This window comes from Cupriavidus sp. 05T313 (genome assembly GCF_056396665.1).
Genome location: NZ_JBFTLX010000082.1, coordinates 1 through 26,663, shown reverse-complemented (window position 1 = coordinate 26,663; position 26,663 = coordinate 1). Strand labels below are relative to the sequence as shown.

The 26,663-nt window shown below is 65.4% G+C and carries 28 protein-coding genes, 3 tRNA genes and 1 pseudogene; 14 read left to right on the top strand and 18 right to left on the bottom strand.

Annotated features, from left to right (window positions below; all coding sequences use genetic code 11):
- Positions 1-15: 15 nt before the first annotated feature.
- Both AC1DKD_RS18970 and AC1DKD_RS18965 read right to left on the bottom strand, forming a co-directional pair.
- Complete coding sequence (locus tag AC1DKD_RS18970) at positions 16-999, bottom strand: threo-3-hydroxy-L-aspartate ammonia-lyase (protein WP_441632075.1); 984 nt, start codon at positions 997-999, stop codon at positions 16-18.
- Positions 1,000-1,059: 60 nt separating this feature from the next.
- A complete protein-coding gene (locus AC1DKD_RS18965; protein WP_441632077.1) occupies positions 1,060-1,416 on the bottom strand; it encodes a hypothetical protein in 357 nt (118 codons plus the stop codon).
- Between the two features lie 174 nt (positions 1,417-1,590).
- Between AC1DKD_RS18965 and AC1DKD_RS18960 the strand changes: the two genes are divergently transcribed.
- From AC1DKD_RS18960 to AC1DKD_RS18950, 3 genes are all read left to right on the top strand, one after another.
- Positions 1,591-3,069 carry an aminotransferase-like domain-containing protein gene (locus AC1DKD_RS18960; protein ID WP_441632079.1) on the top strand — a complete coding sequence of 493 codons (1,479 nt, stop codon included), beginning with the start codon at positions 1,591-1,593 and terminating at the stop codon, positions 3,067-3,069.
- A gap of 181 nt (positions 3,070-3,250) precedes the next feature.
- A complete protein-coding gene (locus AC1DKD_RS18955) occupies positions 3,251-3,664 on the top strand; it encodes a hypothetical protein (RefSeq protein ID WP_441632081.1) in 414 nt (137 codons plus the stop codon).
- Positions 3,665-3,911: 247 nt separating this feature from the next.
- Positions 3,912-5,342 carry a sensor domain-containing diguanylate cyclase gene (locus AC1DKD_RS18950; protein WP_441632133.1) on the top strand — a complete coding sequence of 477 codons (1,431 nt, stop codon included), beginning with the start codon at positions 3,912-3,914 and terminating at the stop codon, positions 5,340-5,342.
- Between the two features lie 93 nt (positions 5,343-5,435).
- Here AC1DKD_RS18950 and lpxO read toward each other — a convergent pair whose 3' ends face one another.
- Complete coding sequence (gene lpxO / locus AC1DKD_RS18945; RefSeq protein WP_477143564.1) at positions 5,436-6,338, bottom strand: lipid A hydroxylase LpxO; 903 nt, start codon at positions 6,336-6,338, stop codon at positions 5,436-5,438.
- Positions 6,339-6,514: 176 nt separating this feature from the next.
- On the bottom strand, positions 6,515-6,826 hold the full coding sequence (locus AC1DKD_RS18940; RefSeq protein ID WP_035859468.1) for a hypothetical protein: 312 nt from the start codon (positions 6,824-6,826) through the stop codon (positions 6,515-6,517).
- Between the two features lie 247 nt (positions 6,827-7,073).
- Here AC1DKD_RS18940 and AC1DKD_RS18935 point away from each other — a divergent pair, with 247 nt between their 5' ends.
- Entirely contained in the window at positions 7,074-7,379 is a 306-nt protein-coding gene (locus tag AC1DKD_RS18935; protein ID WP_035859467.1) for a hypothetical protein, read from the top strand.
- A gap of 178 nt (positions 7,380-7,557) precedes the next feature.
- Here AC1DKD_RS18935 and AC1DKD_RS18930 read toward each other — a convergent pair whose 3' ends face one another.
- Complete coding sequence (locus AC1DKD_RS18930) at positions 7,558-8,241, bottom strand: Fe2+-dependent dioxygenase (protein ID WP_441632085.1); 684 nt, start codon at positions 8,239-8,241, stop codon at positions 7,558-7,560.
- Between the two features lie 266 nt (positions 8,242-8,507).
- Here AC1DKD_RS18930 and AC1DKD_RS18925 point away from each other — a divergent pair, with 266 nt between their 5' ends.
- Both AC1DKD_RS18925 and AC1DKD_RS18920 read left to right on the top strand, forming a co-directional pair.
- Positions 8,508-8,795, top strand: a complete 288-nt coding sequence (locus tag AC1DKD_RS18925) for a hypothetical protein (RefSeq protein WP_477143563.1) — start codon at positions 8,508-8,510, stop codon at positions 8,793-8,795.
- A 124-nt stretch (positions 8,796-8,919) separates the two neighbouring features.
- Positions 8,920-9,366 carry a hypothetical protein gene (locus AC1DKD_RS18920; protein WP_441632087.1) on the top strand — a complete coding sequence of 149 codons (447 nt, stop codon included), beginning with the start codon at positions 8,920-8,922 and terminating at the stop codon, positions 9,364-9,366.
- A gap of 144 nt (positions 9,367-9,510) precedes the next feature.
- On the opposite strand, the gene AC1DKD_RS18915 is transcribed toward AC1DKD_RS18920, so the two are convergent.
- The 5 genes from AC1DKD_RS18915 to AC1DKD_RS18895 form a co-directional block, all read right to left on the bottom strand.
- Positions 9,511-9,586 (bottom strand) — tRNA-Met (locus AC1DKD_RS18915).
- Between the two features lie 166 nt (positions 9,587-9,752).
- A complete protein-coding gene (locus tag AC1DKD_RS18910) occupies positions 9,753-9,992 on the bottom strand; it encodes a hypothetical protein (protein WP_477102441.1) in 240 nt (79 codons plus the stop codon).
- Positions 9,993-10,265: 273 nt separating this feature from the next.
- The gene (locus tag AC1DKD_RS18905) at positions 10,266-10,547 is read right to left on the bottom strand and encodes a hypothetical protein (RefSeq protein WP_441632091.1); all 282 of its coding nucleotides are present in this window, start codon (positions 10,545-10,547) and stop codon (positions 10,266-10,268) included.
- A gap of 101 nt (positions 10,548-10,648) precedes the next feature.
- Entirely contained in the window at positions 10,649-11,485 is an 837-nt protein-coding gene (locus AC1DKD_RS18900; protein WP_441632093.1) for a DUF1266 domain-containing protein, read from the bottom strand.
- A gap of 263 nt (positions 11,486-11,748) precedes the next feature.
- Positions 11,749-11,825 (bottom strand) — tRNA-Arg (locus tag AC1DKD_RS18895).
- Between the two features lie 124 nt (positions 11,826-11,949).
- Between AC1DKD_RS18895 and greB the strand changes: the two genes are divergently transcribed.
- Positions 11,950-12,546 carry a transcription elongation factor GreB gene (greB, locus tag AC1DKD_RS18890; RefSeq protein ID WP_045238628.1) on the top strand — a complete coding sequence of 199 codons (597 nt, stop codon included), beginning with the start codon at positions 11,950-11,952 and terminating at the stop codon, positions 12,544-12,546.
- Between the two features lie 21 nt (positions 12,547-12,567).
- Here the strand turns inward: greB and AC1DKD_RS18885 are convergent, their stop codons facing one another.
- From AC1DKD_RS18885 to AC1DKD_RS18870, 4 genes and pseudogenes are all read right to left on the bottom strand, one after another.
- A complete protein-coding gene (locus tag AC1DKD_RS18885) occupies positions 12,568-14,985 on the bottom strand; it encodes a RelA/SpoT family protein (RefSeq protein ID WP_441632135.1) in 2,418 nt (805 codons plus the stop codon).
- A 258-nt stretch (positions 14,986-15,243) separates the two neighbouring features.
- Complete coding sequence (gene rpoZ / locus AC1DKD_RS18880; RefSeq protein WP_006578656.1) at positions 15,244-15,447, bottom strand: DNA-directed RNA polymerase subunit omega; 204 nt, start codon at positions 15,445-15,447, stop codon at positions 15,244-15,246.
- 84 nt (positions 15,448-15,531) lie between these two features.
- Positions 15,532-16,128 (bottom strand): guanylate kinase, encoded by a 597-nt coding sequence (gmk, locus tag AC1DKD_RS18875; protein WP_477143562.1) that lies wholly within the window; start codon positions 16,126-16,128, stop codon positions 15,532-15,534.
- A gap of 5 nt (positions 16,129-16,133) precedes the next feature.
- A pseudogene (locus tag AC1DKD_RS18870) lies at positions 16,134-16,904 on the bottom strand (YicC family protein); the annotation flags it as partial.
- Positions 16,905-17,082: 178 nt separating this feature from the next.
- Between AC1DKD_RS18870 and AC1DKD_RS18865 the strand changes: the two are divergent.
- The 5 genes from AC1DKD_RS18865 to hemW all read left to right on the top strand — a co-directional run bounded on the left by AC1DKD_RS18865 (position 17,083) and on the right by hemW (position 21,980).
- Positions 17,083-18,135 (top strand): serine/threonine protein kinase, encoded by a 1,053-nt coding sequence (locus AC1DKD_RS18865; RefSeq protein WP_441632098.1) that lies wholly within the window; start codon positions 17,083-17,085, stop codon positions 18,133-18,135.
- Between the two features lie 168 nt (positions 18,136-18,303).
- Positions 18,304-19,218 (top strand): PP2C family protein-serine/threonine phosphatase, encoded by a 915-nt coding sequence (locus AC1DKD_RS18860; RefSeq protein WP_035859458.1) that lies wholly within the window; start codon positions 18,304-18,306, stop codon positions 19,216-19,218.
- 173 nt (positions 19,219-19,391) lie between these two features.
- Positions 19,392-20,111, top strand: coding sequence for a ribonuclease PH (gene rph / locus AC1DKD_RS18855; RefSeq protein ID WP_045238632.1), 720 nt, complete (start codon positions 19,392-19,394; stop codon positions 20,109-20,111).
- Between the two features lie 13 nt (positions 20,112-20,124).
- On the top strand, positions 20,125-20,742 hold the full coding sequence (gene rdgB / locus AC1DKD_RS18850) for an RdgB/HAM1 family non-canonical purine NTP pyrophosphatase (RefSeq protein WP_441632100.1): 618 nt from the start codon (positions 20,125-20,127) through the stop codon (positions 20,740-20,742).
- A complete protein-coding gene (hemW, locus tag AC1DKD_RS18845) occupies positions 20,739-21,980 on the top strand; it encodes a radical SAM family heme chaperone HemW (RefSeq protein WP_441632102.1) in 1,242 nt (413 codons plus the stop codon). The genes rdgB and hemW overlap by 4 nt, the downstream gene beginning before the upstream one ends.
- 89 nt (positions 21,981-22,069) lie before the next feature.
- Here hemW and AC1DKD_RS18840 read toward each other — a convergent pair whose 3' ends face one another.
- Positions 22,070-22,585, bottom strand: a complete 516-nt coding sequence (locus tag AC1DKD_RS18840) for an outer membrane lipoprotein (RefSeq protein WP_477143561.1) — start codon at positions 22,583-22,585, stop codon at positions 22,070-22,072.
- Positions 22,586-22,869: 284 nt separating this feature from the next.
- Between AC1DKD_RS18840 and AC1DKD_RS18835 the strand changes: the two genes are divergently transcribed.
- Positions 22,870-22,959 (top strand) — tRNA-Ser (locus AC1DKD_RS18835).
- 51 nt (positions 22,960-23,010) lie between these two features.
- Here the strand turns inward: AC1DKD_RS18835 and AC1DKD_RS18830 are convergent.
- The 3 genes from AC1DKD_RS18830 to gudD all read right to left on the bottom strand — a co-directional run bounded on the left by AC1DKD_RS18830 (position 23,011) and on the right by gudD (position 25,988).
- The gene (locus tag AC1DKD_RS18830; protein ID WP_441632106.1) at positions 23,011-23,385 is read right to left on the bottom strand and encodes a hypothetical protein; all 375 of its coding nucleotides are present in this window, start codon (positions 23,383-23,385) and stop codon (positions 23,011-23,013) included.
- A gap of 146 nt (positions 23,386-23,531) precedes the next feature.
- The gene (locus AC1DKD_RS18825; protein ID WP_441632137.1) at positions 23,532-24,485 is read right to left on the bottom strand and encodes a Bug family tripartite tricarboxylate transporter substrate binding protein; all 954 of its coding nucleotides are present in this window, start codon (positions 24,483-24,485) and stop codon (positions 23,532-23,534) included.
- Between the two features lie 135 nt (positions 24,486-24,620).
- Positions 24,621-25,988 (bottom strand): glucarate dehydratase, encoded by a 1,368-nt coding sequence (gene gudD / locus AC1DKD_RS18820; protein ID WP_441632108.1) that lies wholly within the window; start codon positions 25,986-25,988, stop codon positions 24,621-24,623.
- Between the two features lie 219 nt (positions 25,989-26,207).
- On the opposite strand from gudD, the gene AC1DKD_RS18815 reads away from it, so the two are divergent.
- Positions 26,208-26,663: FadR/GntR family transcriptional regulator (locus AC1DKD_RS18815; protein ID WP_477143560.1), on the top strand; the 456-nt coding region annotated here is incomplete at its 3' end.

The window sequence follows — 26,663 nt, the reverse complement described above, 5'->3', positions numbered from 1 at the left end:
GCGCGCCAGCCCCCTTCAGTCCTGCGCCGGCTGTGCCGTCTGCACCAGGGCGGCAAAGCGGGCCAGGTCCACATTGCCGCCGGACAGCAGCACGCCCACGCGCTTGCCGGTCACGGCAACCCGCTTGGCGAACACGGCTGCGGCCGCCAGGCAGCCGGTCGGCTCGACGATCATCTTCATGCGGCTGGCGAAGAAAGCCATGGCCTCGACCAGTTCCGCGTCGCTGACCGTCACCACATCGTCCACCAGGCTGCGCAGCACCGGGAAGGTGAGCTGGCCGAGATGCTGCGTCTGGGCACCATCGGCGAGCGTGGCGGGGGTATCGATGTGGACGATCTTGCCGGTGCGCAAGCTGCGCTGGCCGTCGTTGCCAGCCTCGGGCTCCACGCCGATCACCAGGCAGTCCGGGTTGAGCGCGCGCGCGGCCACGGCGCAGCCCGACAACAGGCCGCCGCCGCCCAGCGGGGTCAGCAGCACATCCAGCGGCCCGGCCTGCTCGAACAGTTCCTTGGCGGCCGTGCCCTGCCCGGCCATCACATGCGGATGATCGTAAGGCGGGATCAGCGTCAGGCCTTGCTCCTGCGCCAGACGGCGCCCGATGGCTTCGCGATCCTCGGTATAGCGGTCGTACAGCACCACTTCGCCGCCATAGCCGCGGGTGGCGGCGATCTTGATCGCGGGCGCATCGCGCGGCATCACGATCACCGCGCGCACGCCGAACAGGCGCGCCGACAGGGCGATCGCCTGCGCATGGTTGCCCGAGGAAAACGCGATCACCCCGCCCGCCCGCTGCTCGGGCGTGAACTGCGCGATGGCGTTATAGGCGCCGCGAAACTTGAACGCGCCCATGCGCTGGAAATTCTCGCACTTGAAAAACAGTTGCGCGCCGCTTGCCGCATCGGCGGTAGTGGAAGTCATCACCGGCGTGCGGTGCGCCACGCCCTCCAGGCGGCGGTGGGCCTGGACCACGTCGTCGTAGGAAATTGCCAGTTCGGTCATCGTGTTGCTCTCCATGTATGCATTGCCTGCATTGCCGCGCCACCAATGGCGCTCCCGGCGTTACCTCGCCAGCCAGCGGGCCCACCAGGCCCGCGCCGGCGGTGGCTGAAGCCGCAGCGTGGCCGCTCGCCGCGCCAGCACTTCCACCCAGCCCGCCGGCAGTTCCGCCGCGCTGCCAGCCGGCAGGCGCCGCGGCAGGCGCCACACCGTGCCGGCCAGCCAGCGCGGCGCCTCGACCATGTCCACTTCGCCCTCCAGCACATAAAGCGTGGTGCCGGCCTGGGCATGGAACCGTAGCACACGGCTGGTTTCGAGGTCGAGCGTCTGCGCTTGCGGCACGCTCGCCGCCGGCGTGGCGTGGGCAACCTGCACCGGCTCGACAGCGACGATGATTGGTTCTGAACGATAGCTTTGCATGATGCCTGTTCCCTGGCTTTGACAGGGTTCCAGACTACCGGGCAGTACCGGACCAAAACAGGCACACGCCAGCGGCTTGTGAACCATAACAGAGGCGCCTCAACCCATCTGTTACGATACAGAAGCCATACATCTGTATCTGTTGTGCCGGCTCCCGCCGCGCCACCATGCCGCATGGAATCCGCCCCGCTCTATCGCCAGCTCGCCCAGCACTACCTGCATGCCATCGAAACCGGCGCACTGAAGCCGGGAGATCGCATCCCCTCCGTGCGCACCCTGATGGAGCTGCATGGCGTGAGTTTGTCCACCGCACTGCAAGCCTGCCGGCAGATGGAGAGCGATGGCCTGCTCGAAGCCAGGCCGCGCTCGGGCTATTTCGTGCGGCATACCCGCCACAAGCCGCTGGCACCGATCGAGGAACCCGCCGCCACGCTGCCGGACCCCGCGCAGTACGTCGGCATCCATGAGCGCATTTCCGCCATCACCGCACGCGGACGCCAGCTTCCGGTCGAGGTGAGCTTCGCCGGCGCCTGCGGCGCGCCGGCACTCTACCCGGCGGAGGCCCTGCGCAATGCCGCGGCGCGCGCGCTGCGGCGCCACCCGTATCTGTTCGGCAGCGCCGCCGACGCCGAAGGGCACCCGGCTTTTCGCGCCGTGCTGGCGCGGCACGCACTGCTTTCGCGCATCACCGTGGCGCCCGAAGACATCATGGTCACCCATGGCTGCACGGAAGCCCTCAACCTTGCCCTGCGCGCGGTGGCGCGCCCGGGCGACGTGATTGCCGTGGAGTCGCCCACCTACTACGGCCTGCTGCAGATACTGGAAAGCCTGGGCATGCGGGCGCTGGAGATTCCCAGCAGCCCGCAGACCGGCATCTCGCTCGAAGCGCTGGAACTGGCGGCACAAACCTACGACAACATCCGCGCCGTGGTGGTGGTGCCGAACCTGCAGAATCCGCTGGGCAGCATCATGCCGGACGCCAACAAGGCGCAACTGGTGGCATGGTGCGAGCAGCGCGCCATCGCGCTGATCGAGGACGACTGCTTCTCCGCGCTGGCGGACAGCGACGCGCCACTGGCCGCGCTCAAGGCCTGGGACCGCGGCGGCGGCGTGATCCATTGCGCCTCGTTGCACAAGATACTGGCCCCTGGCATGCGGCTGGGCTGGATTGCCGCGGGCAGATGGCAGGCGCGCGTGGAGATGCTCAAGTACAGCCAGTCGCGGCCCAACGAACTGCTGGCGCAGATCGCTGCCGCCGAGTACATGGGGTCGGGCGCCTTCGAGCGTCACCTGCGGCGCCTGCGCGAGCAACTGCGCAGCCAGCGCGGGCAGGTGGCGCAAGCGATTGCAGCCGAGTTCCCCGCGGGCACGCGCGCCTCCAACCCGAACGGCGGCCTGCACCTGTGGGTGGAGTTGCCGGGATCGGTATCGTCCGAGACGGTGTTCGACAAGGCCATGGAGGCCGGCATCCGCGTGGTCCCCGGCGTGATGTTCTCCAACTCCAACCGTTTCGACCATTTCCTGCGGCTCAATTGCGGCACGCCGTACTCGCCTGCCATCGAGCGCGCGCTGCGCACGCTTGCAGGCGTGGTGGCGCGCGTGGCCGACAAGCCAGGGCCACAGGGCGGCGCGGGAGCCAGGCGCGGCGGCTGAGGGCCGCCAGCCACGGCCGGCGCCGGGCAACGCGGCCTGGAGCGCAGCATCCGTCGCCCGGCGCCACCATTCACTCCTCCCATCGCGCCGTTCATCGCAGCCCCCTAGGCACCCTCGGGGGCTGCCGGCATCCTTGCGAACATTGCCGAAACCGGCAGCCCACGCTCACAAGGAGAACCAGATGCCGCACCCCTCCCTCCCCCTTGCCGTCGAGACCGTGGGTTCCGCCTTGCGCCTTTGCACGGCTCGCCGCGCCGACCAGGCGCATCGCCTGGCGCCGCGCGCGGACATCCGCGAGACCAAGGCTGGCCATGACGCCAAGGACGGCGCCGGACACACGAAGCATGATCAAGGACAAAGCGAACATGGCTTGCTTGCCGATACCATCCGCCATGTTCCTGTCCAGACAGTCACCGACATGACTTACGCCCAAACCGCAGCCGGCGGCAAGCTCGACGAGCTRCGCACGCTGGCCGCCCATCTGACCGCCGGCTCGCTGCTGCAGGCGGCCACGCTGCAACTGATTGCCGAGCAAGAAAAATCGCCGCACGGGCACGCGCCCGCGCGCATTGCCGAGCTTTCCCGCCAGGCCTGAGCGGCGGGCCAGCGCCTGCGGCAACCCGCCAGGCGTGTTTTTACACCACACACCACCCATTTCTTCCTCTGCTGCCATATGCTATCGCCCGTAGCGAGCATGGCGGCAGCCTTCCCGGCAGATTCTGGATGGCCCGATCAGCCGTGCCGCCTGCGCTCCGGCCCGGCTGGCGCGCTTATCGGGAAAGGGAGAAAAGAGATTGGTAGCCACGACTGAGACGTCGCGTATCGACGCCGAATACAAAACCATGTTCCAGCTCGCGCCGGTCTCGCTGTGGCTTGAAGACTTCAGCGCGGTGCGCGAGTACTTCCAGGTCCTGCGCGCGCAGGGCGTCAGCGACCTGCGCAGCTACCTGCGCACCCACCCGCAGGAAGTCGCCCGTTGTTCGGCACGAATCCGGGTGCTGGATGTGAACCAGCGCACACTCGACCTCTTTCGCGCCTCGGACCTTTCCGATCTCGTCAGCAATCTAGATACCGTCTTTCGCGACGATATGTTCGACCAGCACGTCGAGGAGCTCGCCCAGCTATGGGACGGCGGGTTGCGTTTTTCCAGCCAGACCGTCAACTACACGCTGGAAGGCAAGCGGCTGGACATCCGGCTGGAGGCAACGGTCATGCCCGGCCACGAGGCGACCTGGGAACGCGTGCTGCTGTCGATCGAGGACATCACCGCGCGCGTCGCCACCGAGCACGAGCTGCGCCGCAGCGAGCAATACGCGATGGGCTTGTTCGAGCATTCGCCGGTCTCGCTATGGGTCGAGGATTTCAGCGCGGTCAAGCTGCTGCTGGACGAAGTGCGCGGCGCGGGCATCACGGATTTCCGCACTTTCCTCAACGTGCACCCGGATTTTATTTCGCGCTGCATGCAGGAGATCCGCGTACTCGACGTCAACCAGCAAACCCTGCTGATGTTCAGCGCGTCGTCCAAGCGGGAACTGCTGTCACGCCTGGGCGATGTGTTCCGCGACAATATGCGCATCCAGTTCGCCGAGCAGCTGATCGACCTCTGGAACGAAAAGCTCTGGCAGCAGCGCGAGGTGGTCAACTACGCGCTGGATGGCCGGCCGGTGGATGTGTTCATGCAGTGGTCGGTCTTTCCCGGCCACGAGGCGGACTGGAACCAGGTGCTGGTCTCCCTGACCGATATCACCGCGCGCAAGAAGGCCGAGGCCTATGTTGAGTTCCTGGGCAAGCACGACGTGCTGACCAAGCTCTACAACCGCGCGTACTACGAAGACGAACTCGCGCGCCTGGGCCGCAAGGGCCCGTGGCCGGTCAGCGTGATCGCGGTGGACCTCAACGGGCTGAAGCAGGTCAACGACCAGCTCGGCCACGGCGACGGAGATGCCTTGCTGCGCCGTACCGGCGAGGCGCTGAAGAAGGCCGTTGGCGAGCAGGCTTGCGTGGCCCGGGTGGGAGGCGATGAATTCATGATTTTGCTGCCGGCGCGCGACGAACGCGGCGCGGCCACGGTGGTCGAGCAGATCCATCAGGTGGTCGAGCTCAACAACCAGTTCTATCCGGGCACCGCGCTCAGCCTGTCGATCGGCACGGCAAGCTGCAGTGCCGGCGATCGCCTGAGCGACACCGTCAAGCTGGCCGACTCGCGCATGTACCAGGCCAAGCGCGCCCATTACGAAGCGCTCGACGACGAGCGCGAACGCCGCCGCCGATAGCGCACCGCAAACAGAAAGGGCCGGCATCAGCCGGCCCTTTCTGTTTTTGCGCGCCGCGGTCCGCCAGGGACCGCGCTGCGTTTGAAGCTCGCGTTACAGGTACACGATCAATGCCACGCCCGCGGCGATCAGGCCGAACTTCACCACGTAGTACGCCGGCCGGCTCCATGCCTTGAAGCGGCGGCGATACTGCCCGCCCAGCCAGACAACACGGAACAGGCGATTGATCACGCCGGTCTGGTCGGATTCCTCGTTGGGCGAACTCGCCGCGGTCATGACCTTGCGGCCCAGCCAGCGGTTGACCTTGCCGGCCCAGCCGAAGCGCATCGGACGCTCGATATCGCAGAACAGGATCAGCCGGTTGCTGTCGCTCTTGTTCTCCGCCCAGTGCAGGTAGGTCTCGTCGAACACCACGCCTTCCCCGTCGCGCCAGCTATGGCGCTCGCCATCGACCTCGATAAAGCAGCGGTCGTCGTTAGGCGTGGCCAGACCCAGGTGGTAACGCAGCGAACCCGCGAACGGATCGCGGTGCGGGTTCAGCTTGCCGCCGGGGGGCAGTTCGGCAAACATCGCCGCCTTCACGCTCGGCAGGCCACGCAGCAGCTCGACAGTGCGCGGGCACAGAACCTCGGCCGAAGGATGGCGGGCTTCATACCACTTCAGGTAGAAACGCTTCCAGCCGTATTTGAAAAACGAGTTGAAACCCGCGTCATCGTTCTTGTCGGCGGCCTTGATCTTGCGCATGGCGGCCAGGGCCAGGCCCTCATCGCGGATCTCCGGCCACGCGGCACGGATCTTCTCGAGTTCCGGAAAGCGCTCGACGGGGATGTAGGGCGTGCGCGGCACGCCCRAAAAAACATACATGAAGCAGTTGACCGGCGCCACCAGTGCCGAATGATCCAGCAACTGGCGCCAGATGCGCAGCCTCACCTTGCCGCGAAAATGCACGTACAGGATCGCTCMCAGGTACGTCGCGACGATTATCCACTTGATCACCCGAAATCCTCCATTCCATGTCAACAGCACCGCGCAGTTGCATACGCGGCAACAGGACGGTGTCGGGGGGCGAAAACCCGTAGTTTATCGAAATGGCGGGCGCCGCGCTCAATGAGATTGATGCACCACACACCAATTCGTCACATGAGACGGATGGGGAAACCGGCCGGTCCGGTTCAAGGCGTGCCGCGCGATTGCCGGGCGATGCGCTCGATCAGCGCATTGGCGTCATCCGGCAAGCCCTGCAGCGTCAGCAGCCGCGCGTTGAGCACCATATTCTCCAGCACCAGCTTGGCGGTGGAGGCCCACATGGTGGCCAGCAGCGCATCCACCGGCATGCCCGCCGATTCCATCGCGCTGGAACGCTGCGCTACCAGATGGCACACCAACGCGCGCAACGTCGCATCGTCGAAGGGCAGGTCGGCATAGTCGATCGGGTCCTCCTTCTCGACTTCGACCATCAGTTGCATGAGCATGTCTTCGGTCATCGGCAAGCTCCCACCGGATCGGATGTTCCTGACGATGACGCTAACCCTCGTCCATCGCGTTGTCAATGCGGCGGACGATCGACCTCAAGCGAACAACAACAGATACGATACGCCGCGCGCGCTTGCCAGATCCGGGTTGCCAGATCCGATGACTCAGGGTAATCGATAGATAGGACGCATCATTTAAGACTGAACAAAGCGTGTAAGCTCCGGTCTCATTCCCATCACTAACTAAACAGTAGCGTTCATGACCAAGCGTTTGTTGTCGGCCATGCGTCAGTACGCATGGTTCGGTGGTGTCAAGCACCACGTGGTCCAAGGCGTGGAAGCGCTGGCCACCTTGCTCAAGTCTCCCGCAGTCGCGGCCCGCGCAGTGGCCGCAATCGTTGCCGAAACCGAACAGGGCGTGCAGGTGTGGGTGTCCTATTTTGGCAAGCCGATGGACCCGCATACCACGTACGTTTTCTGGCCCATGCAGCGCGCGCTCAAACCCGCGCGACGACGCGTCGCCGTTCCCTTGCCCCGGCAACACTGGGATCGCGATCGTCATTAGAGGCGCTGCACCCTCGTTACACCATCACGCGCCGGCCGATCGAGGCCGGTGACGAGAGGCGCCGGCCCCAGCGGTTCATGACGCCTCGCTTCCCCCATCTCCCTCCCGTTCCCCTCACTGCCAGCCGCCATTGCGGCAACCGCCTGATCCCGCCTCGCAGCGGATCGCTGCGCCGCCCTCAGGCGTCGGCCCAGCGCCGCAGCAGGTTGTGATAGACACCGGTAAGCCCCACCACGGCCGGCTCTTTTTGTCCAAGCGCCTGGCCTACCCGCTGGATCTGCGTATCGAGATCAAACAGGACCGAACGCTGGCCTTCGTCGCGCACCATACTCTGAATCCAGAAAAATGACGACACGCGCGCGCCGCGCGTGACCGGGCTGACGTGATGCAGGCTGGTGGCGGGATACAGCACCATATGTCCCGCCGGCAGCTTTACGCGCTGTTGGCCGTAGGTGTCCTCCACCACCAGTTCACCGCCGTCGTAATCCTCCGGCGCCGTCAGGAACAGCGTGGCCGACAGGTCGCTGCGAATGCGGAAGCTGGTGCCGCGCAGGTGGCGGATGGCGTTGTCGATGTGATTATCGAATGCATGCCCACCCTCGTAGCGATTGAACAAGGGCGGGTAGACCTTGAGCGGCAGCGCGGCCGAAATGAACAGCGGGTTGGCCCCCAGCGCATCCTGGATCAGGTCGCCGACCTGGCGCGCCACGGGCGAGCCTTCCGGCAACTGCAGGTTGCGCTTCGCCAGCGCCGATTGATGGCCGGAAGTGGCGTTGCCGTCGGTCCATTCCGCCGCGTCCATCCACGCGCGGCATTGGGCTACCTGAGCCTGTGTCAGCACATCGGGGATTTGCAGCATCATGATTTCGATTACCTCGGCGAGACGGTTAGCGGGCGGCACCTGCAGGCCAGTTGAGCCAGCAGCCTGATGGCGCTCCGGGGAGCGCCGATTGTAAGAGAAAGCGACTCGCCACACAAATAGGAATCATTACCATTTGCCGATGACTTGACCTGACGCAAGTCAACCGGCGTGCAGGAAACCGGTACTGTCAGCCGCGTGCCGACAGCCGCCGCGCATGCCGCCCACTACAATGAAATGCACCCAGCCACTCTGCCCAGGAGACGGAAATGCCCGAACCGRTACATGACGAAGCGTTGGTCAATCTTTACCTTGAGCAGATTTCCGCCCTGTCGATCAGTGCCTTCGATGGTGCCGATGTCGGCCAGGAACTCAGCCAGATCGTGCGCGAGGCCGTCGACCAGTGCGGCGCCAGCAAGGCCACGCCCGCGGGCAATAACCTGAGTGTGCTGATCGAGCGGCTGACCGCGCGCGCCGAGTCCGCGGCCCGCGAGGGTCAGCCGCAGGTGCGCGACACCTTTGCACGCGCCGCCGAACTGGCCCGGACGCCAGCCTGAGATTCAAGCGGGCGGCGGCCCGCGTGCGCGCTCGCGGGGTAATGAACCTCCCGGCGGATCGCGATCTCTAATTGGTATCGTCCGGCAACCGCCGGATGCGATCCATTGCCGGACTCAACGCATCATGCCCCGCGCCATGCTTCGGCTGCTGTTCACAGTCTCACTGCTGTCGGTTGGCGCATGCGTGGGCTACCCCTATGACGCCGGCTACGCTTCCTACAACCCTTACGATCCCTATGGGTTCTATGATGGCGGCGTGGTCTATCCGGCTGGCGCGTACGGCTATGGATACGGCTACAACTACGGCTATCCGCTGCCGCTCTATAGCGGGTCCTACGGCGCCTCCTTCTATTACGGCTACGGCGGCTACGGCTATCGAGGCCCGGTCTACCGCGGAGGCTGGCGATACTACGGCGGCTATCCGTATGGCTATCCCTATCGTTCCGGCATGGGACGACCCTATTACCACGGCGGCTGGGGTGCCCATGGCAGTTGGGGAGGACATGGCGGCTGGGGAACCTCCGGGCAACGCGGCAGCGGCCGGAGCGGAGGTGGTCGTGGGCGGCATTGAGAGCGCATTAGCGAACTGCGTCTGCAGTGCGATGGTGCGACCAGCGCGGTTCGGCGCAAACAGCCCCGGGCAATGCGGATTTCGATCGTAGGAATTTACAGAGCTTGGCCAGGACGGCCGAGAGGCAAGACCGGAAAAGATCTTTGGTTGCGGGGGCAGGACTTGAACCTGCGACCTTCGGGTTATGAGCCCGACGAGCTGCCAACTGCTCCACCCCGCGTCCGAGAGGCCGGATTATGGTGGATCGCGCCGCGCATTGCAATCGCTTTGTGACGTCATCGTGAAAAAACCGCTTCCAGGCACTCTAGCCCTCCCTCTCCGCGTTGGATGGCCTGCGCCGCAGCGCAGGCACACCGCATCCCGGATCGCAGGTCCATGCGCTCCCATCAGGCGCGCCGCGCCGCACGCGGCTCCTCATCCTCGGACTCCAGCGTGCTCTTCAGGTACCGGTTGACCTGGTCCAGCGCTTCGAGCTTGGTATCGAAGGACTGGTGCGGAAACGGGTTGTGGCGCTTCTCAATGATCTCGCCATCCTTCTTGCGAATGACCTCGACAACGATTGCCCATTTACCCCTGGGCAGGGACAGGACCTCGTAAACGATCTTGTAGCCATTGAACTCCAACATGATGTACCCCCTTGCTGCTTGCGCGCCTGACAGGCTGCGCGCTTCAGCACCAGGATAGGCCGGGAGGACAATCGTCGCCGTGATCGCGATCAAAGACGAATAAAGAATGCATATCACGGCATGATATGCGATGTTGCGCATTTCGCAATAGCTACCCGAGGGCATCCCGAAGGGCGGCAGGCAGCATGTGCTGTACGCACTCCCCCAACCCCCGACGGAGCGCCGCGAGCCGTATTTCCGCCTGCAGCAAGCCCGCGACAAACGGACGGGCGGCTAATCCCCCCTGGGCCCCACCAGTTTGTCGACGAGTTGGTAGGCCGCGCCAAAGGCCGCCACTTCGGCAGCGTGCCGGGTAGCAAAATGCGCGGCACCGCTCGACAAGCGCTCCGTATCGCCGGCGTCGGACGGGTCCGCACCCTCCTGGCAGACCCGGACTTCGTATCCCCACTGAGCAACTTCGCCCAGCGCCGCGACGCCACCCGCCCGCGGCGATGAAACCAGGACATAGACGTCCATGCCCCGATAAGCCTCCACCCGCCAGTCCGCGTTGCTCATGAGATCTCCTGGGTTGTCCACGGCAAGCACGACTCGAGGAGTCATGCGCACACCTGAACCAGCCTAGCCCGCCGGCACGCGGCTCGCAAGACGGCATGCGCCTACGCGCCACAGGCCGCAGCACGATAAGGCGCAGCGCGCCAGGGACTGGCCGAGTCCTCAAGACAAAGACGAGCGAACGACAACTGCCGCAAGAGGCCGGCGCCGGGTCCGCCCCACATCGCGCGGCCCAGCAGATAGCTCACCGCAACCTCCTCCCAGGACTCAAGCTGCGCGAAGACCTGGGACGCCGCGCGCTCGATCACCGCCCAGGCCTGCGCCTCGGTCTGCATGCCGCAATCGTAGGCCGCCCGCGCGACATGGATCGCGCGGCTCATGTCCCAGGCCAGCACGCCACGCGCGAGATCGACCCGCGAACCAACCACGCGGCTCGCCCTGAGGTCCGGCATGGCGCGCTCGAGGTTGTCAACGCAGAGCGCGAGGCGCACCGGATCAAACAATTCATCGAGCAGCACGATCTCGCGCTCGCGGGCCGCACGCGGCACCGCAAACAGGATCCGGCAAACCTGAGGGTACAGTGCGCGATGCCCCTCCTCCAGCAACCACGCCAGCGTGCCTCGCGCTTCGCCGGCCGTATGGATATGCCAGGCGTTCGCCAGCAAGTCCGCCTGCGTGCGCGCATCGGCGCCGGTAGCCAGTGTGCGGGCATTCAGGGTGAAGCGCTCGTCATGCAAAAGACTCACCAGCAGGCAGCGCTCGCGGCCACCGGAGGTGGGCATCGCGCTACCATCGAGCACCACGGCGCAAGTGCCGCCGCGCAAGTCCAGCTTGCCGCGCGCATCAGGCGGCAACGATACCGGCGGTAAGCGCCGGCGGCGCGCCGCATCGGCCAGCAGGGCGAGCAGCACAGCGGAGACAAACCATGGCAGAGGTCGCATCGCAGGATTCCCCAAGGGAGAGTGCGATCGCTCGGCATGGCAGATCGGGAACAACCAGCACCAGAGCGATCCGGCTACAGAAGCGCATGTGATGCGCGCCGGAACAAAGACTAGCGGCGGGAAGAGCCGTACACGATGAGAAGAATCTCAATCGCTCGCACGCCMGTCATGCGCACACGTCGTGGGCACGGGCAGAACGCCGTAGAATGAACGGGATCCGGAAATGAAAAAGGGCTTCCATTTCTGGAAGCCCTTTTAATCGGTGGTGCGGCTGGCAGGATTCGAACCCACGACCCCTTGGTTCGTAGCCAAGTACTCTATCCAACTGAGCTACAGCCGCACTCGAGAAAAGAGATTATAGCGAACTTTCAGCGTTTGTGAACCCCCTACGCACATTTTTTTGCTTTTTCTTCTGACCGCGCGCGCCTTCCTATAATGACAGCCCCGCAGATGTGATTCCAACCATGAACAAGGCATTTGTCAAAGAGTCTTCCGGCGACGAGGATGACGACCTTCCCGAAGGCGCCACCCCGCTGCCGCCTGGCACCAAGAACTATATCTCCGCCCAAGGCTACCAACGCTTGCGCGATGAACTGATGCATCTGATCGACGTGGCACGCCCGGAGGTGGTCCAGATCGTTTCGTGGGCGGCGTCCAACGGCGACCGCTCCGAGAACGGCGACTATCACTACGGCAAGAAGCGCCTGCGCGAGATCGATCGACGCATCCGCTTCCTGACCAAGCGCCTGGAAAAAGCCGAGGTGGTGGACCCTTCCCTGCAGGGCGACAACGACCAGATCTTTTTCGGCGCCACCGTCACCTACGCCAGCCAGACTGGCGAGGAAACCACTGTCACGATCGTCGGCACCGACGAGGTCGACCTGGACAGCAACCATGTGAGCTGGATTTCGCCGATCGCACGCGCGCTGCTCAAGGCGCGCGAAGGCGATACCGTGCCGCTGCGCACGCCGGCCGGGGTCGAGCAGATCGATATCCTGGAGGTTCGCTATCCCGAAAAGCAGGCGGAGCAGAGCACCGCCGCGCAAACGGGAGAGCACTGAGCCGGACACGCCGGCCGACGGTCAGCCGTCGTTGCGGTCGCGGAAGATGCGGATGACGTCGGGGTTGCGCCTGAGCGCCCGCATCACATTGGCGAGGTGCAGGCGGTTCTGCACCTGGATGATGAACTGCATGTAGGTGGCCTCCTGCTGGCCACCCTCCTGCTGCTCCATCGACACGTGCGCGACGTTAGCGTCGGCCGAGGTCAGGTCGGCCGCGACGCGGGCGACGATACCCTTGACGTTGCGCACCATCACCTTAATCGACACATCGAAGGCGCGCGTGGTCTTGCGCGCCCACATCACGTCGATCCAGTGCTCAGGATCCTTGCTGTGCAGGCGCTTGGCCACCTTGCAGTCCTGCACGTGGATCTGCAAACCCTCGCCCTTGCCCAGGTAGCCGACGATGGAATCGCCGGGAATCGGACGGCAGCATGCCGAGAAGATGATCGACATGCCTTCGTCGCCGGTGATCGGCACCGCTGGCGCTTCTTCGCCGGCGAAGGTCTGCACGGCCGCCAGCAGCGCGCTGTCGACGTCGCCGGACAACTCTTGCAGCAGGATCTCCATGCGCTTGGCCACCACGGCGGGCACGCGCCGCCCCAGTGCCAGGTCGGCGAAGATGTCTTCCTTGTGCTTGTTGCCGGTCCACTGCACCATGCGATCCCACACCGACTGCGGCAGTGCCTTCAGCTCGATCCCGAGCTGGCGCGCCGACTGCTCCAGCAGGCGCTCGCCAAGCTGGATGGCTTCGTCGAGCCGCGTGGTCTTGAGATAGTGGCGGATGGCCGCGCGCGCCTTGCCGGTGCGCACAAAGGCCAGCCAGGCCGGATTCGGCTTGGAGTACGGCGCCGTCACCACCTCGACGATGTCGCCGCTCTTGAGCTCGGTGCGCAGCGGCAGCAGCTCGTTGTTGATCTTGACCGCCACGCACTGGTTGCCGAGATCGCTGTGCACGGCATATGCGAAATCGAGTGCGGTGGCGCCGCGCGGCAGCGCGCGGATATGCCCCTTGGGCGTGAACACGTAGACCGCATCCGGGAACAGGTCGATCTTGACGTGTTCRAGGAATTCCTGCGAATCGCCGGTCTGGCTCTGGATATCGAGCAGCGACTGCAGCCACTGGTGGGCCTGCTGCTGGATATCGTTGGCCTGGTCGGCCTGGTGCTTGTACATCCAGTGCGCGGCCACGCCGGCTTCCGCGATCTGGTGCATGTCGCGGGTGCGGATCTGGAATTCCACCGGCGTGCCGAACGGGCCCACCAGCGTGGTGTGCAAGGACTGGTAGCCGTTGATCTTCGGAATGGCGATGTAGTCCTTGAACTTGCCGGGCATGGGCTTGTACAGCCCGTGCAGCGCRCCCATCGCCATATAGCAGTGCATCTGGGTTTCCACCACGACGCGGAACCCGTATACGTCGAGCACCTGCGAGAACGACAGCTGCTTGTCGTGCATCTTGCGRTAGATGCTGTASAGCGTCTTCTCACGCCCCGACAGCTCGGCCACGATGCCGGCATCCCCCAGCGCCTTCTGCGCGGTCTCGAGGATGCGCCTGACCACCTCGCGCCGGTTGCCCCGGGCGGCCTTGACCGCTTTTTCCAGCGTGGCGTAGCGGAACGGCGAGCCGACCTTGAAGGACAGTTCCTGCAGTTCGCGGTAGGTGGTGTTGAGACCGAGCCGATGAGCGATCGGCGCGTAGATCTCCATCGTTTCGAGCGCGATCCGGCGCCGCTTTTCCGGCGGCACGAAATCGAGCGTGCGCATGTTGTGGGTGCGGTCGGCCAGCTTGACCAGGATCACCCGCACGTCGCGCGCCATCGCCAGCAGCATCTTGCGGAAACTCTCCGCCTGCGCCTGCTCGCGGCTCTGGAATTCGAGCTTGTCCAGCTTGGTCAGGCCATCGACCAGCTCCGACACCTTGGGACCGAATTTTTCCGCCAGCTCGCTCTTGGTGATGCCCTGGTCTTCCATCACGTCGTGCAGCAGCGCCGCCATGATGGATTGCACATCGAGCTTCCAGTCGGCGCACAGTTCCGCCACCGCTACCGGATGCGTGATGTAAGGCTCGCCGCTCTGGCGGTACTGACCGAGGTGGGCCTCGTCCGAGAACTGGAAGGCCTCGCGCACGTGCGCCTGGTCGGCCGGCTTGAGGTAGGCCAGCTTTTCCATCAGCCTGGTGATCGAGATCACCTGCTGGCGCGGCGGCACCGCCGGCTGCGAGGTCGGCCCGAAGAAGTGACGGTAGGACTGCGCCAGCACAGCGTCGATAAACAGCGCGTCGCCCGGGCCGGCTGCCACCGGGGCTCCGCTCAGCTCACTTTCGGCGGCGGCCTGCACGGCCCTGCCCTTGCCCGCGCCCATCGCGGGCGCGACGGCACGTTCCCCGACAACATCGTTGCCGAGCGGATCGGGAAGATTGGGAGCGCCCGTACGCGCCGTCACGGTCGACTGACCGGGCCCGGCGCGCTTGCGCTGAACGGGAGGCACTGCTTCGCCCCCCGCGTCACCAGGCGCTTCTCCGCGCGGGCGCGCCGGCGTCGCCGTGGGGCTGGCCGTCGCGACAGGAGAGGAAGGCTGGGAGGAAGACATGTGGGCGGCTTTCCGAAATCTGGCTGGTTAAGCAAGTACGCGAACCGGTACGTTAGCAGAGTCTCAATGCAAAGGTACGCGTTGCGAGGACTGGCCACCGCCGCCCGAAAATCAGGTCGGTACCTTCTTGAGCATCTCGATGCCGACCTGGCCCGAAGCGATCTCGCGCAGCGCCACCACGGTGGGCTTGTCCTTGGCCTCGACCTTGGGGGTGTGACCCTGCACCAGCTGACGGGCCCGGTAGGTCGCCGCGAGCGCGAGCTCGAAACGATTCGGGATGTGTTTCAGACAATCTTCGACGGTAATACGCGCCATATCAAATCCACCTCGGGACAAAACCTTATGCGATGCCGGCTATTTTACAGCACGCGGCAAGAAACGTTCCCGCCGCGCTCCGGATCAGTGAATACCGAGCTCGATGAAGAGGTCGGCGTGACGCGCCTTTTGCGACGAAAAACGCAGACGGGTAGCACGTATCACGCTGCGCAGTTGTTCGAGCGCCTGCTCGAAAACCTCGTTGATGATGACATAGTCCGACTCGGAAGCGTGGGCCATTTCGCTGCCGGCCGCCAGCAGGCGGCGCGTGATCACGTTGGGCTCGTCCTGGCCGCGCTTGTTCAGGCGCTCTTCCAGCGCTTGCAGCGACGGCGGCAGGATGAAGATCTCCATGGCGTTGGAAAAGCGCTGGTGCACCTGCTGCGCGCCCTGCCAGTCGATTTCCAGCAGCACATCGTTGCCCTGGGCCATCTGCTGCTCGATCCAGACCCGGGAAGTGGCGTAGTAATTGCCGTGCACCTCGGCCCACTCGAGAAATTCGCCGCGATCGCGCGCGGCGCGGAAGGCGTCCACCGTGGTGAAGTGGTATTCGCGGCCATCCTGCTCGCCCGGCCGTGGCGCGCGCGTGGTGTGCGAGATAGACAGGCGGATGGCCTGGTCCTGCGCCAGCAGCGCGTTGACCAGCGTGGACTTGCCGGCACCGGAGGGCGCCACCACCATGAACGGATATGGCGGGTTTCGTTCAGGTGCGCCTGCAGGCGCGACAGCTCTTCGGCGATGTCGATGCGGATGCCGTAGACCGTGGCTTCCTGGCGGATGCGCTCGCCGATTTCATCGCGGCTCATCGATGGCATGCCGTTCGATGCCACCAGGTTGAACGCCTCCTGCAGGCGCTCAGTCAGCTTTTCCTGTTGGCAGGCGATCAGCTGCGGGATCGTCGGCGTCAGGCGCGCGACGATGGCCAGCATGGCCTCGATCCGTTCGTCCAGCGTGGCCTTGAGCGCATCGCCTTCGCGGCGGCGCGCTTCGAGCAACTGGGCCAGCGCTTCCTTGGCCGCGCCCGTCACCGCCTCGCGCAACGCGTCCTGCGACAGTTCGGGCTCGACCAGCACGCCCGGCCAGCGCAGGATCTCGCCCATGCGCAGCGAGCCAGCCTCGGAAAAGGTGGCGGCCACGGTGGTTTCGATCGAGCGGATCTGCGCCAGCAGGGCGTCGTTGAGCGCCAGCGTGGTGCCACCGGCACCGGCATCGGCGCGCTGCAGGTTGATGCGGCACTCCAGCTTGCCGCGCGACAGCTTCGCCATGAGCATTTCCCGCAGGGCCGGCTCGAAGGCGCGGCACTCTTCGGGAGCCCGGAAAAACAGGTCGAGGAAGCGCGAGTTGACGGTGCGGAACTCCACCGAGACGGAAGCCGTCCTGCCGGTGGGCACGCCATGCGCGTCGGTCAGCGGCGCCTGGCGGGTCGCCAGGCCGTAGCCGGTCATGCTGTGAATCATTGAGTAGTCTCGCGAAATGGCCATCCGGCCGCATGCGTTCAGACGGCGCGGGGAGCTGGCAGCCCCGCATCCGCGCCGGCCGAACGCCGAAAAGAGAGCCAAAAATGGCCGCTATTGTGTTCTTTACAAGTCATCGATTAGTCAGGACAATCCGGAGGCAATCAAGGTCCCGAATCCTATGACAGAGTCCAAGGGCGCATCACCTCCGAAGAGCGCACCGCTGCCCATCGGCACGCTGCTGTCCAACTACCGTATTGTAAAGAAGTTGGCCAGCGGGGGGTTCAGTTTCGTCTACCTTGCCACCGACGAGACCGGCTCTCCCGTTGCGATCAAGGAGTACCTCCCGTCGTCCCTGGCTCGCCGCAAACCCGGCGAACTGATCCCCGTGGTGCCGGAAGAAAGCGCCGCTTCATTCCGCCTGGGGCTCAAGTATTTCTTCGAGGAAGGCCGCTCGCTGGCCCGCATTTCCCATCCCAGCGTGGTGCGCGTGGTGAATTTCTTCCGCGAGAATTCCACCGTCTACATGGTGATGAACTACGAGCTGGGCAAGACGCTGCAGGAACACATCCTGCACGCCCGCCAGCAAGGCCGCGCCAAGGTATTGCGCGAACACTTCATCCGCAAGGTCTTCCACGACCTGATGAGCGGTCTGCGCGAAGTGCATATCCACAAGCTGCTGCACCTCGATATCAAGCCCGGCAACATCTATCTGCGCGAGGACGAGTCGCCCATCCTGCTGGATTTCGGCGCTGCGCGCCAGATCCTGACGATGGAAGCGTCGCGCTTCCAGCCCATGTACACGCCAGGCTTTGCCGCGCCCGAACTCTACGGCAAGCATTCCGAACTGGGGCCGTGGACCGACATCTACAGCCTCGGGGCCACGCTCTATGCCTGCATGGCCGGCATGCCGCCGCAGGAGGCGAACCAGCGCGAAAAAGATGATCGCATGGCGGACTCCATCACCCGGCTGCGCACCAGCTACACCAATGGCCTGGTGGACCTGGTCGAATGGTGCCTGCGCCTGACGCCATCCGAACGGCCGCAGAGCGTGTTCCGGCTGCAGAAGGAGTTGCGCGAACAGACCAATGCGCTGGGCGAACAGGCGGCCGCACCGGCCACCTCCGCGGCCGCCGAGCGTCCCCTTGCCAGCCGGTTCCTCACCCTGCTGCGCAAGCGCGAAGAACCCGCCGCGGGCATCCATGCCAAAGAGGCCGGCACAGGCGCCGAATGATGCACACGATACATCTACCCGCGTCTGACGCGTGCTCTGCGCTCCGGCCTGCTCCGCCATCCCCTACCATCATGGGAGCCGTCGCCCCGCTGCCCTGCCACACCCAGCGCCGATCGGGCACAAAAGCGGCGCCGCCGTCTCCCGAAAACTGATTTCCCTACAGCCACCATGCGATTCTCCGTCTATCAGGAAAGCAGAAAAGGCGGCCGCCGCATCAACCAGGACCGCATGGGCTATTGCTTCACGCGGGATGCCCTGTTGATGGTCCTGGCCGATGGCCTGGGCGGCCACGCTTTAGGCGAAGTCGCCGCGCAGCAAGCCTTGCAGACCCTGGCGCGCCAGTTCCAGGCCCAGGCCCGGCCCTCGATCCGCAATCCTGCCGATTTCCTGCAGGACACCATCATGCTGGCCCACCGGGAAATCCACCGCTATGCCGAAGCCAACCGGCTGGCCGATGTCCCCCGCACCACCGTGGTCTGCTGCCTGGTCCAGAATGGCCAGATCCACTGGGCCCACGCCGGCGACTCACGGCTGTACCTGGTGCGCAAGGGCGCCCTGCTGACCCGCACGCGCGACCACTCCAAGATCGAAAACCTGCTGCAGCAGGAACGCGTGCTGCCGATGCAGGTGGCAAACCACCCCGAGCGCAACAAGCTGTACAACTGCCTCGGCTCCCCCAACCTGCCGCTGATCGAYATCGGCGGCCCGCTGCGGCTGGAGCCCGGCGACGTCGCGCTGCTATGCTCGGACGGGCTCTGGGGCAGCATTGAAGAACAGCTCCTGGTTGACAAAGTGACCCACCTGTCGGTGGTGCACGCCATCCCCGACCTGATCGAACAAGCGCTGCACAATGCGGGCGACGGCGCCGACAACACCACCGCGATCGCCATGATGTGGGAACTCGACGCACACCTTTCCAACGAGGACTCGGTCGCCACCGAGACCCTGCCGCTCAACACCTTTACCACCTCCATCCTCGAGAACAACGGCGGCGACACCGACCTGCTGTCAGAGGAGGAAATCGAACGCTCCATCGCCGAGATCCGCGCAGCGATCGACAAGACGAGCAACTTCATGCGTTAAGCGTTCCGGGCGGCCTGCGAAACCTGCCGCCCATACCGGACGGAAGTACCGCCCGCGCCGCAATGGCGCGGGAATTTGCGGTTCGCCGAGGGCCGAATCGAAGCCGGATGGGCACGCGCAGCCCCGCGGCGTTAAAATCCGTGTCCTGAACCGATTCCCGAGAAAACCCACACATGCGACCGAGCGGACGCGCAGCCGATGCGCTGCGCCCTATCACCCTGACCCGACACTACACCCGCCACGCCGAAGGCTCCGTCCTGAGTGCCTTTGGCGATACCAAGGTGCTGTGCACSGCCAGCGTGYTGGCCAAGGTGCCGCCGCACAAGAARGGCAGYGGCGAAGGCTGGGTCACSGCCGAGTACGGCATGCTGCCGCGCGCCACCCATACGCGCTCCGACCGTGAGGCCGCCCGCGGCAAGCAGACCGGGCGCACCCAGGAAATCCAGCGCCTGATCGGCCGCGCCATGCGCTCGGTGTTCGACCTGTCCGCGCTGGGCGAGTACACCATCCACCTGGACTGCGACGTGCTGCAGGCCGACGGCGGCACCCGCACCGCAGCCATCACCGGCGCCTTCGTGGCCGCCCATGACGCCATTTCCGCGATGCTGCGGGACGGCCAGCTCAAGACCAGCCCGATCCGCGATTTCGTCGCCGCCGTCTCGGTAGGCATGGTGGACGGCGTGGCCGTGCTCGACCTGGACTATGCCGAAGACAGCAATTGCGACACCGACATGAACGTGGTGATGACCGGCAGCGGCGGCTTCGTCGAAGTGCAAGGCACGGCCGAAGGCGTGCCGTTCAGCCGCGCCGACCTCGATGCGATGACCCGTATTGCCGAGCAGGGCATCGCTGAACTGGTGGCGCACCAGCGCCGTGCGCTCGGCCTGGCCTGATACGGTGAACGCCATGCAACGCCTGGTCCTCGCCTCCAACAACCCCGGCAAGCTCGGCGAGTTTGGCGCGCTGCTGGCGCCGCTCGGATTCGAGGTGATACCGCAGGGACAACTCGGCATCGACGAGGCCGAGGAACCCTTCGCCACCTTCGTCGAAAACGCCCTTACCAAAGCGCGCCACGCCAGCCGCCTGTCCAGCCTGCCCGCGCTGGCCGACGATTCCGGCATCTGCGTCGACGCGTTGGATGGCGCGCCGGGCGTCTACTCCGCGCGTTACGCGCAACTGGTAGGCAAGCCGAAATCCGACGCCGCCAACAATGCGCACCTCATCTCGCAACTCGCCGGCAAGCTGAACCGCCGTGCCTACTACTACTGCGTGCTGGTGCTGGTGCGCCATGCCGAGGATCCGCGCCCCGTCATCGCCGAAGGCGTATGGTCCGGCGAGGTGGTCGACGCACCGCGCGGCAACGCCGGCTTTGGCTACGATCCGCACTTCATGCTGCCCCAGCTGGGCAAGACAGCGGCCGAACTGAGCCCCGCGGAAAAGAATGCGATCAGCCATCGCGCGCTGGCGCTCAAGGCGCTGACCGAACGCCTGCAGGCGGACGGCATCACGCCCGGCTGCCCATGATCCCGATCGTTCCCGTCGCGTCGACCGGCACCACCCCTGCCGATACCAAGTCGCTGTGGCTGCAGCCGGGCCAGATCTCCCTGCCCGCCTCGCCGCCGCTGTCGCTCTATGTGCATATCCCCTGGTGCGTGCGCAAGTGTCCGTACTGCGACTTCAACTCGCATGCGGTGCCCGGCGCGGCGGACAGCCACGACATTCCGGAAGATGCCTACCTGGATGCGCTGCGCGCCGACCTGGAGCAATCGCTGCCCCTGGTATGGGGCCGCCCCGTGCACACGGTCTTTATCGGCGGTGGCACGCCCAGCCTGCTGTCTGCCGCCGGCATGGACCGGCTGCTCTCGGACATTCGCGCGCTCTTGCCGCTCGACGCCGACGCCGAGATCACCATGGAGGCCAACCCCGGCACCTTCGAGGCGGAGCGTTTCGCCAGCTATCGGGCCAGCGGCATCAACCGCCTGTCGATCGGCATCCAGAGCTTCAACGACCGCCATCTCGCCGCGCTCGGCCGCATCCACGGCGGCGACGAAGCGCGCGCCGCGATCGGCATCGCGCTGGACAATTTCGACAACGTCAATCTCGACCTGATGTACGCGCTGCCAGGCCAGACCCTGGCGGATTGCGCGCAGGACCTGGAAACGGCGCTGTCGTTCAACACCACGCACCTGTCGCTCTACCATCTGACGCTGGAGCCGAATACGCTGTTCGCCAAATTCCCCCCGGCCCTGCCCGACGACGACAGCGCCTACGAAATGCAGGACCTGGTCGAAGCGCGCACCGCCCAGGCCGGCTACCGGCACTATGAAACCTCGGCCTACGGCAAGCCGCATCGCGAAGCGCGCCACAACCTGAACTACTGGCGCTTCGGCGACTACCTCGGCATCGGGGCCGGCGCGCACGGCAAGCTCTCCTTCCCGCACCGGGTACTGCGCCAGATGCGCCACAAGCATCCGGCCACCTATATGGCACAGTCCATGGCCGGCAATGCCGTGCAAGAGCAGCACGACGTCGGCGCGTCCGACCTGCCCTTCGAGTTCATGCTGAACGCGCTGCGCCTTACCGACGGCGTGCCGGCCAGCACGTTCTTCGACCACACCGGGCTGCCGCTGCACACCATCAGCCGCGAACTGGCCGCGGCCGAGAAAAAGGGCCTGCTCGAAGCCGATCTCGCCACCATCAAGCCCACCGAACTCGGCCGGCGTTTCCTGAACGACCTGCAGGAGATGTTCCTGAAGGGGTGACGCCAGACGCCTTGCAGCAGACAGGAAAACGGCCACCCGAGGGTGGCCGTTTTCCTGTCGAAATGCTTGACGCGATACCCGCGTCCCGGTCAATACGGCATCGCCATGTCGTTGGCGACCTRCGCACGGGAACCGATGCGCAAGCTACTGACATCGCGCTGCGTCACCGTGGCCAGACGGCCATCGTCTAACCGCACATTGACGCGATAGACGGTCTCGGTGCTGCTGCCGGCGCGCTTCTCGATCTGGTTGCCSGCCAMGSCRCCCGCYACSGCACCGCCGATGGTCGCAATGGTATTGCCGGTACCCCCGCCGACCTGGTGCCCCAGCAGGCCACCGGCGACGCCGCCGATGACCGTGCCGAGCACGCCCGAACTGTTCTTCTGGGTGGTCACCGGCTCGATCGACTCGACCCGGCCATGAAACACCGAACCCGCCGGCGCCTGGTAGGTATTCGTGGCCGGCGCCGGGGGCGGCGTCTGGTACCCAGCCTGCGGCGGCGGAGCGCCATAGCCGCCGCCATAGCCGCCGCCCGGCGCCGCGCAACCCGCCAACCCGGTCAACGCGGCGGCCGCCGCTACGCCCAACAGAATCTTGCCCTTCATCAGTTGTCCTCTTCGATTGCCTGCAAATGCATGGAACAGGGGGACGCGCCACCCCGGCGCGCGCCCTCATGCATGATAGGAGCGCCGAGCCTGAAAGAAGGTTCCGCCGTGTCCGACAGACACCGACAAGACACCGACAAGACAACATTGCACAACATGCGCAACCAAGCGTCCCCGCCCTTGCTATAATGCGCGGCGCTGGCCGTTGCGCCAGCGTCAATGCAGCATGAAGCACGAGCGGGAACCTCCCCCTGTTCGCGCTACAATGACTGCACTTTCTTACCGGAAGCGTGGCCGAGTGGTTTAAGGCAGCAGTCTTGAAAACTGCCGATGGGGTGACCCATCCGTGAGTTCGAATCTCACCGCTTCCGCCAGATTTTCCGCTCGCGAATGCAGCCATCCCGATTGAGCGAAACGGCAAACGGTCACTCCGGTTCGCCGGGCTCCGTCAACAAGCGGTACGCCTCCTCCTGCGATATATCCAGCCGATAGTGCCGCGCCAGCATCCGCGCGAAATAATGCGCGGCGCCGGGCTCGCAGTGCCTGAGCTGCTCGCGATAGGCCTCCAGCTCGAAACGCAGGCGCCAGCGCGGGCTGAGCARGTAGAACACGCCCATCAGTCCCCCCGAGCGCCAGAACTGCCGCACGTGCACCTTCTCATGCTCGATCAGCGCATGGCTGACGCCAGGCCGCACCAGGATCAGCGGCCCCGGCGCGAAGCCGTCGAACCCACGCGGAATCAGCCACCGGGACTCTGTCTCGATCAGCAGGCAGGGCGGCGATTTGCAGAACCGGATCATGGGGGGCGCCAGCGGCGGGGCAGCGCAAAGCGCGCGTGGCCCAAGCCTATCAGGTTGCGCGCGCCCGCGTCCGAATCCGCTCCGCAAATGAAAACACCCCGCAGACAGGCGGGGCAAAGAGCAACGCTTGCGCCGATACCGCGAACCTAGTCGATGCTGATCTTGCCGGCTTCGATCACGGCCTTCCAGCGCTGGAGTTCCTGCTTCTCGAATTGTTCGAACTGCTCGGGCGTGTTGGCGACCACCTCGAAACCGTTCTCGGCCAGTTTCTGCCGCATCTGGGGCTCATTGAGCGCGCCGACCAGGGCGGCATGCAGCTTGGCCTTGACGTCCTTCGGCAGCCCGCGCGGCGCCGCCACGCCTTGCCACGAATACACATCGACGTCCTTCACGCCGCTCTCCGCCATGGTGGGCACGTTCGGCAACACGGACGAGCGCTTGTCGCCAGTCACCGCCAGCGCCTTCAGCTTGCCGCTGCGAATATGCTGGAGCACCGCGTTCACGTTCTGGAACGAGACATCCACCTGTCCGGCAAGCAGGTCGGAGATGGCCGGCGCCCCGCCCTTATAGGGAACATGGAGTCCGTCGGTACCGGATTTCTGCCAGAACAACGCGGCCGTCAGGTGGTCGGACGAGCCGGCTCCGGAACTGGCAAATGCGACCTTGCCAGGATTCTTCTTCATGTACGCAACCAGTTCCTGCAGGTTCTTCGCCGGGAAATCGGGCTTGGTGACCAGCACATTGGGCGCACGCACGGCAACCGTCAACAGGTCGAAGTCCTTGGCCGGGTCGTAGCCAAGATTCTTCTGCAGGAAGGGGTTCACCGCGTAGACGCCGATCGACGCTACCAGCAAGGTGTAGCCATCCGCGGGCGCGCGCTTGACCATGGTCGCGCCGATGGCCCCGGTGGCGCCCGGGCGGTTGTCCACCACGAAGGGCTGGCCCAGCTTCTCATTGAGCGGCACCGCCAGCATGCGCGCGATGGTGTCGGTGGAGCCCCCGGCCGGGAACGGCACCACGACCGAGACGGCCTTCTGGGGCCATGCCGTCGATGCGACGGCGGTGCCGGCGGCCGCCAGCACCGTCACGGCTGCGATCATGGCGGTGGTCAACCGGCGCAGCACGCGGTACGTGGGCGCAGCTGTGGTGCCGGTCATGCGGGACCGGTCGTCAGTCTTGAACATCGTTGTCTCCTCGCTTTTGAGTGGTATTTCTTGTGTCCGGATGGTGCGCGCTCACCGGACCATGCACGGCGCCCTATTGTTGAAGGTCCAACCCGGGATCAGGAATTGCATGGCAGCCGCATCGTCGCGCGCGCCCAGTCCCATGTTCTTGTAGCGCTCGTGCGCCAGCGCCACCTGCTCCATATCGAGTTCGACGCCGAGGCCCGGCTGGCTCGGCACGGCTACCTTGCCGTTCTCGATCTTCAGCGGCGCTTTGGTCAGGCGCTCGCCGTCCTGCCAGATCCAGTGCGTATCGATCGCGGTGACGCGGCCCGGCGCGGCAGCGGCCACATGGGTGAACATGGCCAGCGAAATATCGAAATGGTTGTTGGAGTGCGAGCCCCAGGTCAGGCCCCATTCGGCGCACATCTGCGCGACCCGCACCGAGCCCTGCATGGTCCAGAAATGCGGATCGGCCAACGGGATATCGACCGACTGCAGGCGCACTGCGTGGCCCATCTGGCGCCAGTCGGTCGCAACCATGTTTGTGGCGGTGGGCAGACCGGTGGCGGTGCGGAACTCGGCCATGACCTCGCGGCCCGAAAAACCATCCTCCGCGCCGCACGGATCTTCGGCATAGGCCAGTACGCCATGCTTGTCGCGGCACAGGCGCACGGCTTCGGCCAGCGACCACGCGCCGTTGGGGTCCAGCGTGATACGCGCCATGGGGAAGCGTTCGGCGAGCGCCAGGATGGCTTCCATCTCTTCATCGCCGCGCAGCACGCCGCCCTTGAGCTTGAAGTCGTTGAAGCCGTAGCGCGCATAGGCGGCCTCAGCCAGTCGTACCACGCCTTCGGCGCTCATAGCCGCCTCGTTGCGCAAGCGGAACCACTCGTTGTCCGCCTCCGGTTCGCTGCGATAGCCGAGCGTGGTGCGGTTGCGGTCGCCGATATAGAACAGGTAGCCCAGCATCTCCACCGCATCGCGTTGCTGGCCCTCGCCAAGCAGGGCCGCTACCGGCACGCCGAGGTGCTTGCCGAGCAGGTCCAGCAGGGCCGCTTCCAGCGCGGTGACGGCATGGATGGTGATGCGCAGGTCGAAGGTCTGCAGGCCGCGCCCGCCCGCATCGCGGCTGGCAAAGGCGCTGCGTACGCGATTGAGCAAGGCCTGGTGATTGCCGATCGATTGCCCCACGATGAGTTCCCGCGCATCCTCCAGGGTCTGGCGGATCGCTTCGCCGCCCGGCACTTCGCCAACGCCGGTATTCCCCGCGCTGTCTTTGAGGATGACGATATTGCGGGTGAAGAACGGACCGTGGGCACCCGACAGGTTCATCAGCATGCTGTCGTGGCCGGCTACCGGCACCACGGTGAGTTCGGTGACGACGGGCGTGCCTGCGACTGGCGCGGCGCGGGTAGCGGAGATGGATGTCTGGATCATGTGGAATTCCGGCGGAAAGAGCAGGCACGGCCTGGCGGCTGCGGCTCTTACGGGTTGTCTCGGTCTGGCTGCCCGGTTGCTGCCGGGTACCAGTTCGTCGGTGCTGGCCGGGCCTGGAATTGAATTCGAGGCACGAGACACCTGTTATCGGTCGTCATATAACTTACGACGCAGTATAATGAGCCCATCGAGATCCGGTCAAGCCCCCTGCCCACTATCATGTCAAACCCGATGTTTGCCTCCACCACCCCGCTGCGGCGCCGCGGCCGCACGCTTGCCGAAGAGGCGGTGAGCAACCTGAGCGAGCGCATCCAGCAAGGCCTGCTCAAGCCGGGCGACAAGCTGCCGACCGAATCCGAGATCATGGCCGCRCTCGGCGTCAGCCGCACCGTGGTGCGCGAAGCGCTGTCGCGGCTGCAAGCCAGCGGCCTGGTCGAGACCCGCCACGGCATCGGCACCTTCGTGCTGGCGCGCAGTACCGAGAACGGCTCGCCCTTCCGCATCGACCCCGCCACCATGGGGACCGCCATGGACGTGCTGGCCATGCTGGAATTCCGCGTCAGCCTGGAAGCCGAGGCCGCCAGCCTGGCGGCGTCCCGGCGCAGCGACGAGCAGCTGGCGGCAATGCGCCGTGCGCTCGACGAACTCAAGCGCACGGCGGCCGGCGGCGAGGAT

Bases quoted from the DNA above. Each gene is read 5' to 3' on its own strand.
- AC1DKD_RS18970 (WP_441632075.1), bottom strand. From the start codon at position 999: ATGACCGAACTGGCAATTTCCTACGACGACGTGGTCCAGGCCCACCGC.
- AC1DKD_RS18965 (WP_441632077.1), bottom strand. From the start codon at position 1,416: ATGCAAAGCTATCGTTCAGAACCAATCATCGTCGCTGTCGAGCCGGTG.
- AC1DKD_RS18960 (WP_441632079.1), top strand. From the start codon at position 1,591: ATGGAATCCGCCCCGCTCTATCGCCAGCTCGCCCAGCACTACCTGCAT.
- AC1DKD_RS18950 (WP_441632133.1), top strand. From the start codon at position 3,912: ATGTTCCAGCTCGCGCCGGTCTCGCTGTGGCTTGAAGACTTCAGCGCG.
- AC1DKD_RS18940 (WP_035859468.1), bottom strand. From the start codon at position 6,826: ATGACCGAAGACATGCTCATGCAACTGATGGTCGAAGTCGAGAAGGAG.
- AC1DKD_RS18935 (WP_035859467.1), top strand. From the start codon at position 7,074: ATGACCAAGCGTTTGTTGTCGGCCATGCGTCAGTACGCATGGTTCGGT.
- AC1DKD_RS18930 (WP_441632085.1), bottom strand. From the start codon at position 8,241: ATGATGCTGCAAATCCCCGATGTGCTGACACAGGCTCAGGTAGCCCAA.
- AC1DKD_RS18920 (WP_441632087.1), top strand. From the start codon at position 8,920: ATGCCCCGCGCCATGCTTCGGCTGCTGTTCACAGTCTCACTGCTGTCG.
- AC1DKD_RS18910 (WP_477102441.1), bottom strand. From the start codon at position 9,992: ATGTTGGAGTTCAATGGCTACAAGATCGTTTACGAGGTCCTGTCCCTG.
- AC1DKD_RS18905 (WP_441632091.1), bottom strand. From the start codon at position 10,547: ATGAGCAACGCGGACTGGCGGGTGGAGGCTTATCGGGGCATGGACGTC.
- AC1DKD_RS18900 (WP_441632093.1), bottom strand. From the start codon at position 11,485: ATGCGACCTCTGCCATGGTTTGTCTCCGCTGTGCTGCTCGCCCTGCTG.
- greB (WP_045238628.1), top strand. From the start codon at position 11,950: ATGAACAAGGCATTTGTCAAAGAGTCTTCCGGCGACGAGGATGACGAC.
- rpoZ (WP_006578656.1), bottom strand. From the start codon at position 15,447: ATGGCGCGTATTACCGTCGAAGATTGTCTGAAACACATCCCGAATCGT.
- gmk (WP_477143562.1), bottom strand. From the start codon at position 16,128: ATGGTGGTGGCGCCCTCCGGTGCCGGCAAGTCCACGCTGGTCAACGCG.
- AC1DKD_RS18865 (WP_441632098.1), top strand. From the start codon at position 17,083: ATGACAGAGTCCAAGGGCGCATCACCTCCGAAGAGCGCACCGCTGCCC.
- rdgB (WP_441632100.1), top strand. From the start codon at position 20,125: ATGCAACGCCTGGTCCTCGCCTCCAACAACCCCGGCAAGCTCGGCGAG.
- hemW (WP_441632102.1), top strand. From the start codon at position 20,739: ATGATCCCGATCGTTCCCGTCGCGTCGACCGGCACCACCCCTGCCGAT.
- AC1DKD_RS18825 (WP_441632137.1), bottom strand. From the start codon at position 24,485: ATGATCGCAGCCGTGACGGTGCTGGCGGCCGCCGGCACCGCCGTCGCA.
- gudD (WP_441632108.1), bottom strand. From the start codon at position 25,988: ATGATCCAGACATCCATCTCCGCTACCCGCGCCGCGCCAGTCGCAGGC.